This is a genomic window from Sphingobium sp., assembly GCF_035511395.1.
Taxonomy (GTDB): domain Bacteria; phylum Pseudomonadota; class Alphaproteobacteria; order Sphingomonadales; family Sphingomonadaceae; genus Sphingobium.
Genome location: NZ_DATKFP010000157.1, coordinates 1 through 12029, shown reverse-complemented (window position 1 = coordinate 12029; position 12029 = coordinate 1). Strand labels below are relative to the sequence as shown.

Genomic DNA, 12029 nt, shown 5'->3' with positions numbered 1-12029 from the left:
CTATGCGTAAGCGCTTCTATCCGCCCACCGCGCGCCAATCAGATCCCTGCGTCCTTGAGCTTGGGCTGGAGTGCGGCCCAGTTGGCGACATTGTCGACCAGCACGCCGTTGATCAGGAAGCTGGGCGTACCCTGAATCTGATACTGGCTGGTCGCCGCCTCGACGCCCTTGGCCAGCTTTTCCGCCGTTTTCGTATCGGCCAGGCACTGCTTGGCCTGATCTGCCGAAACGCCGCGCTGCTGGGCATATTCGATCAGGCCGGCGACCTGCGCGATTGCGGCCGGGCGCTGGGCTGGCGGAAGCTGCTCGACAGTCTTGAAAGCGGCATCCTGGCCCTGCACCTTCTCGAACATCGCCGATTGGTTGGCGAAAAACTGTTCCGACAGCGGATAGTAGACATCCTTGCCGCCGCAGCGCGCGAGCAGGGCGGTGGTCAGGTCGATCGGATCGCGCAGGAAGGTGCGGAATTCGAAGCTCATCTTGCCGGTGTCGACGATCTTCCTGATTTCTTCCGACGCCTCGGCGGAGAAGTCCTTGCAGTGGCTACAGGTGTAAGACCCATATTCCACCAGCTTGAGCTTCGCATTGGGATTGCCCATCACAAAATAGCCCTCGGGCGTTTCGGCGATGGTTTCCGACCAGCTGGTGCCGGCGGGCGCGGCAACGGCGGCGATCGGCTCACCGGTCGGCTTGGCGCCTTCCTCATTCTTGCCGCAGGCGGCGAGGGTCAGACTGAGGGCGATGAGGGCAATACCGGAAAAGGCTTTCACGACGGGCAAGGCTCCGATGATGTTCTGTATGGAAGCGGTTTAGATCAGCGCGCGGCAGGGGGCAATGCGGCCTGAAGGATGGCCCAGGTCGATCCGTCGACTTTCGTGCCATTGACCACGAAGCCCGGCGTGCCGCCGATCTTCACCTTGTTCCACGCTTCGTCAGTCATCGCCAGTATCTGCTTCATCGACTGCGGATTGGCGATGCAGGCGTCGAGCTGCGCGTTGGAGAAGCCGCGCTTGTTCATCAGCGCATAAAGGCCGGTCTTCTGCCCGATATCCTTCATCGCGGGAATCTGCTCGGTCGGCTTGGTGGCGTCGCGATCATAGGTTTCGAGCTGGTCCATCCAGGCGGTCTGGTTGGCGAACAGCGCCTCATGATTGCCCATGAAGCGGGCCGGGCCGCCGCAGCGCGCGAGCAGCGCGGCGGTCAGGTCATATTTGTCGCGCACGGCGTTGCGCACCTCGACGCTGACCTTGCCGCCCTGGACATATTGCGTCTTGAGCGGGGCGCTCGCCTCGCCGACGAAATGGGCGCAGTGCGAACAGGTGTAGCTCACATATTCGACCAGCTTGGTCGATGCGGCCGGATTACCCATATAATGGCCACCGATCGGCGACAGGACCACACGACTTACCCAGTTGACGGCAGGCGCCGCGACCAGGGCAGCGGGAACGGCGAGCAAAGCAAGCGTCAGGAGCGATTTCTTCATGGGGATGTGTCCATAAGGCGGGCCGGCTGAACCGAACCCTAATCAGTTGATCTTCGGCAGGCCATTGCTGTTGGCAAGCCCCTGCGCCAGCGATTCGAGCACGGCGCGCAATTCCGGGTCGCCAATGTCGCGCAGCGAATCGCCCAACTCGACGGGAATCGGCTTCAGGTTGCGAGGCGGCGGGCGGCGTTCGGCGGTAGCAGGCGATATCTCGCCCTGGCGCATCGCCACCTTGGCGACGGCGGCATAACCGAAGAAGCGGTTCACCCGTTCGATGATGTCGGGCAGCACATGCTGGACCATCGGCGCATGGCCGCTCATCACCGTCAGCTGGAGCGTGCCGCCGGCCTTCTGCCCCACCGGGAAGCGGATCGATTCGGGCGCGGAAATACCGGCATAATGCGGGCCGACGATTTCAGCCCAGCGCGTCACGATGCTCGACTGGACGAAGCCGAACTTGCGGAAGGCGGCACGGCCGATGTCCGGCATAAGGTCGGAAATCTGGCGGGGTGCGCCAATGCGTGGCCGTTCTTCGGCAGAGGCCTTGCGACTCTTATATTTCGGGGGGACCGGGCGTTCCGTCATGGCCCACTTAATGGCATAGGGCCGCCATGCGCGTCGAGGCTAGAGACAGAAAAATCGCGAGCGATCTGCTGGCCCATTATGACGTCCATGCGCGCCGCCTGCCATGGCGCGCGCCGCCGGGCGCCAATGCGGCCGATCCCTATCGGGTTTGGCTGTCGGAAGTCATGTTGCAGCAGACGACCGTGGCGGCAGTCGGTCCCTATTTCGCGAAATTCACAGTGCGCTGGCCGAGCGTCCAACATCTGGCGGCGAGCGAGGATGCCGACCTGATGGCCGCCTGGGCGGGGCTGGGCTATTATGCCCGCGCCCGCAACCTGCTTGCCTGCGCGCGGGCGGTGGTGCGCGATCATGACGGGCGCTTCCCCGATACCGAGGATGGGCTGCGCGCGCTGCCGGGGGTGGGCGCCTATACCGCCGCTGCCGTCGCCGCGATCGCCTTCGGCCGGCGGGCGGTGGTGGTCGACGCCAATGTCGAGCGGGTGGTGGCGCGGCTCTTCGCCATCGAAACGCCGCTGCCGGCCGCCCGAACAGAGATCCGCGCCATGGCCGACCGAATCACGCCCGAAGCGCGCGCCGGCGACTTCGCCCAGGCGATGATGGATCTGGGCGCGACCATCTGCACGTCGCGCAATCCGGCCTGCGGCATCTGCCCCTTGCGGCAGGATTGCGCCGCCGTGCTGACCGCCGATCCCGCCGCCTTCCCGGTCAAGGCAGCGAAGAAGGCGAAGCCGCATCGCCTCGGCCATGGCTGGTGGATCGAGCGGGATGGCCATGTCTGGCTGATCCGCCGTCCCGACAAGGGATTGCTGGGCGGCATGCGCGCGCTGCCGAGTTCGGACTGGAGCGCTACGCCCGACGCCACGCCACCTGTTGCCGCGGGCTGGACGACCGTCGATGAGCCGGTCGCCCATGTCTTCACCCATTTCGCGCTGGCGCTGACGATGCACCATACCCATGTGGGAGCGGACGTGGCGCCGGAAGGCGAGGGCGAATGGTGGCCGATCGCGCGGATCGGCGAGGCGGGGGTGCCGACCCTGTTCGCCCGCGCGGCCGAGGCAGTTAGGAAGGACAAGGATGCACGGGACTGAGATGCGCAAGGCAACACCGCCGGGTTTCGTCGGCGGCACGCTCGACCGGGTCGACCATATCCGCACCAGCCCGTTACTGCTGGTGGAGACATTCGCCAATCCCGCGGCACGACTGCTGGTGCTGGACGGGCTGGAGCCGGTCGAGGCGGACGGGCATCTGGTGCTGGAGCCGCTGGCGCCCGACGCCCCGGTCGAGAATCATGTGCTGCTCGGCATCGACACGCAGGAACGGCCGATCTTCGCCCGACTGGTCGCCGATCTTGGTCCCAATCTGGTGCCGACGCCGCGCAGCCGCGCCATCGCCGATATCGTCCCGGTTGAGGAAGTCGCGCTCTACGGCACCGCGCGCAGTCTGGTCCACTGGCATGCGCGGCACCGTTTCTGCTCGGTCTGCGGCGCCGGCACGCAGCCGGTCAAGGCGGGCTGGGCGCGCAAATGCAGCGATTGCGGCGCCGAACATTTTCCGCGCACCGATCCGGTCGCGATCATGCTGGCCGAGCATCGGGGGCGGATATTGCTGGGCCGTCAGCATAGCTGGCCGCTGGGTCGCTATTCGGCGCTCGCCGGCTTCATCGAGCCGGGCGAGACTATCGAGGAAGCCGTGGCGCGCGAACTGTATGAGGAAGCGGGCGTACGCGTCCATGACGTGCGCTATGTCATGAGCCAGCCCTGGCCCTTTCCCTCCTCGCTCATGATTGCCTGCGTCGCGCAGGCGCAGGATGATGCGCTGACGCTCGACCCGACCGAGATAGAGGACGCCTTCTGGTGCGATGCCGATGGTGTCCGCGCGGCGCTGGCGGGCGATCCCGACGCGCCCTTTCTCGCGCCGCCGCCCATGGCCGTCGCCTGGCATCTGCTCGACCGCTGGCTCGCAACGGTTGTTCCTGCCGCCGCAAGCGCGTAAGGCCATTCCCCTTCCTTTCTTATATTCAGGGACTATCTCCGCTCCATGCTCAGCCTAGAAGAAGCCCAGTCGCGCGCGCAGGATCTGGTGAGCGCAGCGCGCCAGGCAGGCGCGGATGCGGCCGACGCCATCTATGCCTGCAACGCGTCGACCAACGTGTCGGTCCGCCTGGGCGCGCTGGAGGATGTCGAGCGGTCCGAGGGCGAAGATATCGGCCTGCGCGTGTTCGTCGGTCAGCGGTCCGCCAGCATTTCCGCGTCGGACATGAATCCGGCGACGCTGGAGACTCTGGTCGAACGCTGCATCGCCATGGCGCGCGAAGCGCCGGAAGATCCCTATGCGGGCCTCGCGCCGGAAGATCGGTTGCTCAGGAAGCGTCCGCCCTCGCTCGACCTCACCGACGAGGAGGAACCGGAACCAGCCGCCCTGCGCGAACGTGCGCTGATCGCCGAGGAAGCCGCGCGCGGCGTGCCCGGCATCACCAACAGCGAAGGTGGCGGCGCGGCGAGCGGTCGCAGCCAGGTCGCGCTCGCGACCAGCCATGGCTTTGCCGGCGCCTATGCCGGGACCAGCCATTCGACCTGGGCCAGCGTGCTCGCCGGCGCTGGCGCGGACATGCAGCGCGACCATGCCAGCCACAGCGTCCGCCATCTGGAAGATCTGGACGATGCCGAGGCGATCGGCATCCGCGCCGGCCAGCGCGCGGTGGCGCGGCTCAATCCGGTAAAGGTGGAAAGCGGCGTCATGCCGGTGATCTTCGATCCGCGCATCGGCTCCAGCATGATGGGCCATCTGATCGGCGGCATGGTCGGTCCGGCGATCGCCCGTCGGTCGAGCTTCCTGCTCGACATGCTGGGCCAGGCGATCTTCGATTCCGGCGTCACCATCATCGACGATCCGTTGCTGCCGCGCGGCCTGCGCTCGCGGCCCTTCGATGGCGAAGGCTTGCCGGTCGAACGGCGTGCGCTGATCGACAAGGGTGTGCTGACCGGATGGTTGATGGACAGCGCATCAGCGCGGCAGCTCGGCCTCGAACCCACCGGCCATGCCAGCCGCGGCGGTGCGGGAGCACCCGGCGCCAGCGTCACCAATGTCCATATGGAAGCGGGCAGCGTGTCGCCCGGCGACCTGATGGCGGATGTCAAGCGCGGCCTCTACGTCACCGAACTGATCGGCATGGGCGTCAACGGCGTCACTGGCGACTATAGCCGGGGTGCGGCGGGCTTCCTGATCGAAAATGGCGCGGTGGCCCATGCCGTGTCGGAAATCACCATCGCCGGCAACCTCAAGGACATGTTCCGGTCGCTTGTGCCTGCGAACGACCTCCAGTTCCGCTACGCCATGAACGTGCCGACGCTGCGCATCGACGGGATGACCGTTGCCGGAGGCTGATCCCCATTTACGCGCGGTCGTGTCCGCCGTGGCGGATGCGGCCGATCATGCGCTGACCCTCTGGGCCAATGGCGACACCCGCGTGCGCCAGTGGGAAAAGGTGCCCGGCCATCCGGTATGCGAGGCTGACCTCGCCGTCGACGCCATGCTGCGCCAGCGGCTGGCGGAGATCGATCCGCAGGCGGGCTGGCTGTCGGAAGAGACGGCCGACACGGTGCATCGTCTGGGTGTCTCGCGCGTCTGGGTGGTCGATCCGATCGACGGCACGCGCGACTATCTGCGTGGACGGCCCGGCTGGTCGGTGTCGGTCGCGCTGGTCGAGGATGGGGCGGTCAGGCTGGGCATATTGGCCGCACCCGCGCGCAACGAATTCTGGATCGCGCAGGCGGGGCGGGGGGCGACCCGCAACGGCGTCATCCTGCGCGCGGGATCGCGCACGGAACTGCCCGGCGCGCGCGTGCCCGCCGACCAACTGCCGCGCGTCGATCGCGACCTGACGGTGGTGGAAAAGCCCAACAGCATCGCGCTGCGCATGGCGATGGTCGCGGCCGACGAAGCCGATCTTGTCGCCACGGTGCGCTGGGGCAATGAATGGGATGTCGCCGCGGCGGCATTGATCTGCACCGAAGCGGGCGCATCCGTCACCGACGCATTGGGCGATCCGCTCCTCTTCAACCGGCCGCAGCCGACGGCCTTCGGCCTGCTCTGTTCGGCACCGGGCATCCATGCTGCCGCGCTGGAGCGGCTGACGCCGCGCGCACGGGACATTCTCGGCCCTAGCTTCCCGGCGCGCAGCGATTGACGGTTGCGGCAGGCAAGATGTCCTTCAGCCGCGCCCGCACCACCTTTGCCCAGATGCGATAGCCCTGCGGGTTCATATGCACCCCGTCCGGCTGATAATTATCGCCCATCCGGCCGTTGACGAGCAGCGGGGTTGTGATGTCGACATAATGAACGTTCGGCGCGTGCGGAATGAGGCGCTGCGCCGCGAGGTTGAAGAGGCGCTGGTCGGGCAGGAAAGCGGCCCGTCCGGGACTGGGCTTGGCTGACAGCAGCAATACCGGCACGTCGCCTAGCAGACGGGTGCGCAGATCCAGCAGCCTGGCAAGTTCGCGGACGACGGTGCGCACCGGTACGCCACCGGCGATATCATTTTCCCCGACATAAAGGATGATCGCCTGGGGCCGGCCTTCCCTTGCGGGCCGGATATTGCGGAAACGCGGGATGATATCGGCCAGCGTCGCGCTGTTGATGCCGCGATTATGAACCTTCCACGGCGCCATGTCCCGGTCCAGGCTGGTCCAGCGATGAATGGACGAACTGCCGACGAACCAAAGCGTGCAGGCCCCGTCGGAAGGCTGGGCATCCGGCAGAGTCGCGGTCGCCCGCTGAAAATATTGGACTCCCCTCCAGCCGCCGAATATCGCCACGAACACGAGCAGGGGAATGGCGATCTTGGCAAGCGGGGTATCGAGCTTCGACAATCCATTCTCCGTAAAAGGCTTCTGGATCACTAAATATTTGGCCTGCTTTGCCAAAAGGTTACGGAAAGCGTTATTTCATCGCAAGCCATGTTAACCTGATCTTCGTTCCATTGTCGTAAATTTCCCGGCGGGGTAGGGAGTTCGGGGGTGGACAAAAATCCTTCAGTGGATCTGCTGAAGGGCGTGCTGATCCTGCTCGTCATGATCGGTCACGCCATGGAGATCACGCAGCACCAGCATCCGGTCCTGTGGATCGGGGCCGGGTTCCGCATGCCGTTGATGATCGGCATTTCTGGCTATCTGCTCAACATCACCGCCCTGCGCGGCGCATCGATGCGGCAGCTTTTCGGCCGATACGGCCGCCGGATGCTGATTCCCTGGGGCGTCGCGATGCTGGTCTACCTCTGTGCCAGCGGAACATGGCCGACAGGTTGGACTGGGGCGATCGACCTGCTGCTGCGACCGCCCTTTCATCTCTGGTATGTTCCGGTTCTCTTCTTCCTGGTGATGCTGACCCGCCTGACCGCGCTGCCATCGATTGTGCTGCTGGCCGTCGGCACTCCTGTAAGCCTGGCGATCATGGCCAGTTTCGGCCTGGATCACGGCGCGATCGGCAGCGGCCCGCTGGCCATCGACAGCCGCTTCCTTCGCTATCCGATCTATTTCTTCTTCGGCATGTTGATGGCCGAACGGGGCATGTCCAGACGCTATCTGGCGGTGGCGCTGCTCGTCGCCGGGCTGGGCATGGTCTGGTGGGCAGGACTTGCGCGGGGTGTCAGTCCGTTGACGCTGATGGCGGCGCGTCTTCTCATGTGCCTTGGGTTGATCGCATTGCTGCCTGCCTTGTCGTCGTTGCGTCTGCGCATTGCGCCACTCAACGCGATCGGACGGGACAGCCTCTTCTTCTATCTCTGGCACCCATTGCTGATGGCGCTGCTGCTCGCCGGCGGCGCAGAGGCAGAATTGATGCTGGCCCTGTCGGTGCCGGGCCTGTTCCTGGCCGGTCGAGTCGGCGCACGCATGCCGGCGCTGGCGCATCTGCTGGGCAGTGCGCCGATACGGCGCACGGCAGGGCCTTTGCCCGATGCGTTACCGCAAGCGGCCTGACCGATCAGATTTTGCCATATTTGGCTTCGAAGCCGGCGGTGTCGCCGGCGGCCAGATATCTGGCCTGGTCGACCCACTGGTCGCGAACCGGGCGGCCCTTGAAATTGCCAAGCTTGGCGTCGATCGTGGCGATATCGGCATCGGACCAGGCGGCGATCTGGGCATAGCGAGTGACGCCCAGTTCGATCAGCAAGGTCTTGAGCTTTGGTCCTACACCCTTGAGCTTGAGCAGGTCATCGACCTCCGAGGCTGCCGCAAAAGGGGCGGGTTCGGGTGCTGGAGCGGGCGTCGGCTCGACGACCGGCTGGGCGGCAGTAGCGACGGCGACCGGCACGGGCGATGGCGCGATCGGGTCGGCCACGGCCGGCGCGACCGGCGGTTGGGCGGCGACCGGCCTATCCGGCACGGTATCGACCAACGGCGGTGGGGCTGGGGGAGCGATCGGCTCGACGGGCGCGTCGATGCCGGACGTCTTCTTGCCCGACAGCAGGAATACCAGGCCGATGATGACCAGCAGGCCCACCAGCAGCCACAGGCCATAGTCCATGAAGAATTCCTGCATCGCGCATCACCTCTCTGATTGCGTGTATCGCCTTATTTAAGGACGCTAGCGTCCGAGGGGCAAGGGCGTCACGCCTTTTCGCGTGCGACCTCCCGCCAGCCGATATCCCGGCGGCAGAAACCGGTGGGAAAATGGATCGCGTCGACGGCAGCATAGGCGGCCGCCTGCGCCGCGCTGACCGTGTCACCCGTCGCGGTGACGTTCAGCACGCGCCCGCCACTGGCGACCAGCGCGCCATCCTTGTCGGCGGTGCCGGCGTGGAAGACCTTGGCGCCGTCCTTCTCCGCCGCCTCTATCCCCACGATCGCGCCGCCCTTTTCAGGCGTGCCGGGGTAGCCCTTGGCGGCCATGACGATGGTGAGCGCCGTGCGATCGGCGAGTGTCACCGGCCCCTGCTCGGCCAGCTTGCCCTGCGCCACGGCGAGCAGCAGCTCCACCAGATCGCCGTCGAAGCGGGTCATCAGCACCTGGCATTCGGGATCGCCGAAGCGCGCATTATATTCGATCAGCTTCGGCCCTTCGGCGGTCAGCATCAGGCCTGCATAAAGCACGCCCGAATAGGACATGCCCTCTGCCGCCAGCGTGTCTACGGTTGGCCGGATGATCTTTTCCAGCACTTCCGCCTCCAGTTCGGGCGTCAGCACGCGGGCCGGGCTGTAGGCGCCCATGCCGCCGGTATTGGGACCGATATCGCCGTCGCCGACGCGCTTATGGTCCTGCGCCGAGCCGAAGGGGAGGATCGCGCTGCCGTCGGTGAGGGCGAAGAAACTCGCTTCCTCACCGGTCATGAACTCTTCGAGGACGACTTCCTCGCCGGCCGCGCCGAACGCGCCGGAGAACATGGAATCGAGTGCCTCCAACGCCTCATCGCGGGTTTCGGCGATGATCACGCCCTTGCCTGCTGCGAGGCCATCGGCCTTGATCACCACCGGCAGGGTGAAATCGTCGAGTGCGGCGATCGCGCCATCCTTGCTGGTGACGCGGATATAGGCGGCGGTGGGGATATTGGCGCGCTTGCACAGGTCCTTGGTGAAGCCCTTGGAGCCTTCCAGCTGGGCGGGCTTCTTGTTGGGACCGAAGACGGCGACGCCCATCGTGCGCAGATTGTCGGCGAGGCCGTCGACCAGCGGCGCTTCCGGCCCGATCACGACCAGGCCGATCGAATGGCGGATGCAGAAGTCCAGCACGGCGCGATGATCGGTCGGATCGAGGTCGACCAGTGTGGCATGCTGCGCTATGCCGGGGTTGCCGGGCGCCGCGTACAGCGTCTTGAGGGCCGGCGATTGCGCCAGCTTCCACGCCAGCGCATGTTCGCGGCCGCCGCCGCCAAGCAGAAGGATGTTCATGTCGCCCATGTCCCCGGAATTTGATGCCTATGACAGTTCGGGCCGCCTGTTAGCCGAGGAACGCACGGGCGACAACGCGCCGCCGCTCTCGGTCAGCGAATTGTCGGGATTGTTGAAGCGCACGGTGGAGGATCGCTTCGGTCATGTCCGGTTGCGCGGCGAGATTTCGGGCTTCAAGCGGGCGGCGTCGGGGCATCTCTATCTGGCGCTGAAAGACGACAATGCCGTCATCGACGGGGTAATGTGGAAGGGTGGGGCGCAGCGCCTCGCCTTCCAGCCGCAGGATGGTGTGGAGGTGATCGCTACCGGCAAGCTGACCACCTATCCGGGGCGATCGAAATATCAGATCGTGATCGACCGGATGGAACTGGCCGGCGAAGGCGCGCTGATGGCGTTGCTGGAAAAGCTGAAGGCGAAGCTCGCGGGCGAAGGGCTGTTCGCACCGGAGCGCAAGAAGGCGCTGCCTTTCCTGCCGCGCACCATCGGCGTCGTGACCTCGCCCACGGGCGCGGTGATTCGCGATATTCTCCACCGGCTGGAGGATCGCTGCCCGACCAATGTGCTGCTCTGGCCGGTGCTGGTGCAGGGGCAGGGCGCGGCTGAGCAGGTGGCGCGCGCGGTGCGTGGTTTTTCGGCAATGGACGGCAGCGGCGCGCTGTCCCGGCCCGATCTGGTGATCGTCGCGCGCGGCGGCGGCTCGATCGAGGACTTGTGGAGCTTCAACGAGGAAATCGTCGTCCGTGCCGTCGCCGACTGCACCATCCCGATCATTTCGGCGGTCGGGCATGAGACGGACACGACGCTCTGCGACTATGCCGCCGACCGCCGCGCGCCGACGCCGACCGCCGCCGCCGAAATGGCGGTGCCGGTGCGGGCGGAGCTGCTCGCGGGCTTGAGCGAAATGGGCCTGCGTGCCGGGCGCGCGGTGCGCCGGGGTGCGATGCAGGCGCGCGAACGACTGGAGATGCAGGCGCGGTTGATGCCGACTCCCGACACGCTGCTCGCGCCGCAGCGGCAGCGGCTCGACCAATTGTCCGACGGCCTCGTCAGCGGGTTGCGCCATCGTCTCGCCGATGCGCGCGCGCATCTGGGGCAGGCGGGCGGCGCGCTGCGCCCCGCGCTGCTGCGCCAGCATGTGACGCGGGCCAGCGAGCGGCTCGACCGGCTGAAGCTGCGGCCCGACTATCTGTCGCGTGCGCTGTCCGACCGGGCCACCGCCTTCGACCGGGTGTCGCGCCATTTCGCCTCGCTCAATCCCGATCTGCCGTTGCAGCGCGGCTATGCGCGGGTGATGGCGGCCGGCCAGCTAGTGCAATCGGTCGCCGCGGCGCAGGCGGCAGGGCAGGTGACGCTGCACTTCAAGGACGGGACGGTGGATGCGACGGTCGGAGATGAGGCCCCGTTACTTGGCCAGCCGCTTGAGAAGCCGGTTCCGGCCGCTATATCCACTTCACCCCGTGCCATCCGCAAGCCACGCGGGACGGAGGAAGGGCAGCAGCAGGATCTTTTCTCCTGATGCCCGCGCTTAGAGCAGATTGCGATCCGATTGCATCGGCTCGACTGCTCCGAGCCTTTGTTTACCGCGGTTTCCGAGTCAGCAGGTGATTCCACCTGCTTGGAAAACGCTCAAGAAGGCCGATTGACCATGTTGATGTCCAACCGCGACCGCGTCGCCCGTCTCCATTATATGCCCTACAGCTTTCGCGTGTTGCAGGCCGGCGATCATGTCCTGTGCGCCATGACCGGTCAGAGGATCGCGCTGGAGGATTTGCGTTACTGGAGCATCGCGCGACAGGAACCCTATGCCAGCGCCGAAGCATCGGCGCAGGCGGAGCTGAAGGCCACCCGCGCGGGATGAGGCACGGCATTGCTACCGTGCTGCTGGCGGGCCTGATGCTTCTTCCGTCCGGTGGCGTTGCGGGGCCTGTCGTGCAAGCTGCGGCGGCGGTCGATCTGCGGCTGGATGGTTCCCTGATTCAGGGCGGAGCCGTTACCGGGACCGCGCCGGCGGGGACGGTCGCGCTGCATCTCGATGACCAGCTTGTCCCTGTCGATGCGGACGGCCGTTTTCTGATCGC

13 protein-coding genes and 1 pseudogene are annotated in these 12029 nt (G+C 66.1%); 8 read left to right on the top strand and 6 right to left on the bottom strand.

The genetic code is table 11. The features are described 5' to 3' along the window. Window positions 1-38 precede the first annotated feature (38 nt). From VMR39_RS10490 to VMR39_RS10480, 3 genes are read right to left on the bottom strand one after another with little or no spacing between them, the layout of a single operon-like run. Complete coding sequence (locus VMR39_RS10490) at window positions 39-770, bottom strand: thioredoxin domain-containing protein (RefSeq protein WP_325415914.1); 732 nt, start codon at window positions 768-770, stop codon at window positions 39-41. Between the two features lie 44 nt (window positions 771-814). Beyond that, a complete protein-coding gene (locus tag VMR39_RS10485; RefSeq protein WP_325415913.1) occupies window positions 815-1483 on the bottom strand; it encodes a thioredoxin domain-containing protein in 669 nt (222 codons plus the stop codon). A 42-nt stretch (window positions 1484-1525) separates the two neighbouring features. Beyond that, window positions 1526-2068, bottom strand: coding sequence for a DUF721 domain-containing protein (locus VMR39_RS10480; protein ID WP_325415912.1), 543 nt, complete (start codon window positions 2066-2068; stop codon window positions 1526-1528). A gap of 26 nt (window positions 2069-2094) precedes the next feature. Here VMR39_RS10480 and VMR39_RS10475 point away from each other — a divergent pair, with 26 nt between their 5' ends. The 4 genes from VMR39_RS10475 to VMR39_RS10460 are packed head-to-tail and all read left to right on the top strand — an operon-like array spanning window position 2095 to window position 6254. Then, on the top strand, window positions 2095-3156 hold the full coding sequence (locus VMR39_RS10475; protein ID WP_325415911.1) for an A/G-specific adenine glycosylase: 1062 nt from the start codon (window positions 2095-2097) through the stop codon (window positions 3154-3156). Continuing rightward, window positions 3143-4060: an NAD(+) diphosphatase gene (nudC, locus tag VMR39_RS10470; protein WP_325415910.1), complete on the top strand. Its 918-nt coding sequence runs from the start codon at window positions 3143-3145 to the stop codon at window positions 4058-4060. The genes VMR39_RS10475 and nudC overlap by 14 nt, the downstream gene beginning before the upstream one ends. A gap of 45 nt (window positions 4061-4105) precedes the next feature. After that, window positions 4106-5452, top strand: coding sequence for a TldD/PmbA family protein (locus tag VMR39_RS10465; RefSeq protein WP_325415909.1), 1347 nt, complete (start codon window positions 4106-4108; stop codon window positions 5450-5452). Beyond that, window positions 5439-6254: a 3'(2'),5'-bisphosphate nucleotidase CysQ gene (locus VMR39_RS10460; RefSeq protein WP_325415908.1), complete on the top strand. Its 816-nt coding sequence runs from the start codon at window positions 5439-5441 to the stop codon at window positions 6252-6254. The genes VMR39_RS10465 and VMR39_RS10460 overlap by 14 nt, the downstream gene beginning before the upstream one ends. Here the strand turns inward: VMR39_RS10460 and VMR39_RS10455 are convergent. Beyond that, complete coding sequence (locus VMR39_RS10455; protein WP_325415907.1) at window positions 6229-6936, bottom strand: GDSL-type esterase/lipase family protein; 708 nt, start codon at window positions 6934-6936, stop codon at window positions 6229-6231. The genes VMR39_RS10460 and VMR39_RS10455 overlap by 26 nt on opposite strands. Window positions 6937-7083: 147 nt before the next feature. Between VMR39_RS10455 and VMR39_RS10450 the strand changes: the two genes are divergently transcribed. Further along, the gene (locus tag VMR39_RS10450; RefSeq protein WP_325415906.1) at window positions 7084-8043 is read left to right on the top strand and encodes an acyltransferase; all 960 of its coding nucleotides are present in this window, start codon (window positions 7084-7086) and stop codon (window positions 8041-8043) included. Window positions 8044-8047: 4 nt separating this feature from the next. Here the strand turns inward: VMR39_RS10450 and VMR39_RS10445 are convergent, their stop codons facing one another. Further along, window positions 8048-8605 (bottom strand): hypothetical protein, encoded by a 558-nt coding sequence (locus VMR39_RS10445; RefSeq protein ID WP_325415905.1) that lies wholly within the window; start codon window positions 8603-8605, stop codon window positions 8048-8050. 68 nt (window positions 8606-8673) lie between these two features. Further along, window positions 8674-9951 carry a phosphoribosylamine--glycine ligase gene (gene purD, locus VMR39_RS10440; protein WP_325415904.1) on the bottom strand — a complete coding sequence of 426 codons (1278 nt, stop codon included), beginning with the start codon at window positions 9949-9951 and terminating at the stop codon, window positions 8674-8676. A gap of 7 nt (window positions 9952-9958) precedes the next feature. Between purD and xseA the strand changes: the two genes are divergently transcribed. The 3 genes and pseudogenes from xseA to VMR39_RS10425 all read left to right on the top strand — a co-directional run. Further along, window positions 9959-11467, top strand: coding sequence for an exodeoxyribonuclease VII large subunit (xseA, locus tag VMR39_RS10435; protein WP_325415952.1), 1509 nt, complete (start codon window positions 9959-9961; stop codon window positions 11465-11467). 129 nt (window positions 11468-11596) lie between these two features. Then, window positions 11597-11809 carry a DUF2093 domain-containing protein gene (locus VMR39_RS10430; RefSeq protein ID WP_325415951.1) on the top strand — a complete coding sequence of 71 codons (213 nt, stop codon included), beginning with the start codon at window positions 11597-11599 and terminating at the stop codon, window positions 11807-11809. Continuing rightward, window positions 11806-12029: pseudogene (locus VMR39_RS10425) on the top strand (M23 family peptidase); the annotation flags it as partial. The gene VMR39_RS10430 and the pseudogene VMR39_RS10425, both read left to right, overlap by 4 nt.

Bases quoted from the DNA above. Each gene is read 5' to 3' on its own strand.
- xseA (WP_325415952.1), top strand. From the start codon at position 9,959: ATGTCCCCGGAATTTGATGCCTATGACAGTTCGGGCCGCCTGTTAGCC.
- VMR39_RS10480 (WP_325415912.1), bottom strand. From the start codon at position 2,068: ATGACGGAACGCCCGGTCCCCCCGAAATATAAGAGTCGCAAGGCCTCT.
- VMR39_RS10445 (WP_325415905.1), bottom strand. From the start codon at position 8,605: ATGCAGGAATTCTTCATGGACTATGGCCTGTGGCTGCTGGTGGGCCTG.
- VMR39_RS10475 (WP_325415911.1), top strand. From the start codon at position 2,095: ATGCGCGTCGAGGCTAGAGACAGAAAAATCGCGAGCGATCTGCTGGCC.
- purD (WP_325415904.1), bottom strand. From the start codon at position 9,951: ATGAACATCCTTCTGCTTGGCGGCGGCGGCCGCGAACATGCGCTGGCG.
- nudC (WP_325415910.1), top strand. From the start codon at position 3,143: ATGCACGGGACTGAGATGCGCAAGGCAACACCGCCGGGTTTCGTCGGC.
- VMR39_RS10430 (WP_325415951.1), top strand. From the start codon at position 11,597: ATGTTGATGTCCAACCGCGACCGCGTCGCCCGTCTCCATTATATGCCC.
- VMR39_RS10465 (WP_325415909.1), top strand. From the start codon at position 4,106: ATGCTCAGCCTAGAAGAAGCCCAGTCGCGCGCGCAGGATCTGGTGAGC.
- VMR39_RS10485 (WP_325415913.1), bottom strand. From the start codon at position 1,483: ATGAAGAAATCGCTCCTGACGCTTGCTTTGCTCGCCGTTCCCGCTGCC.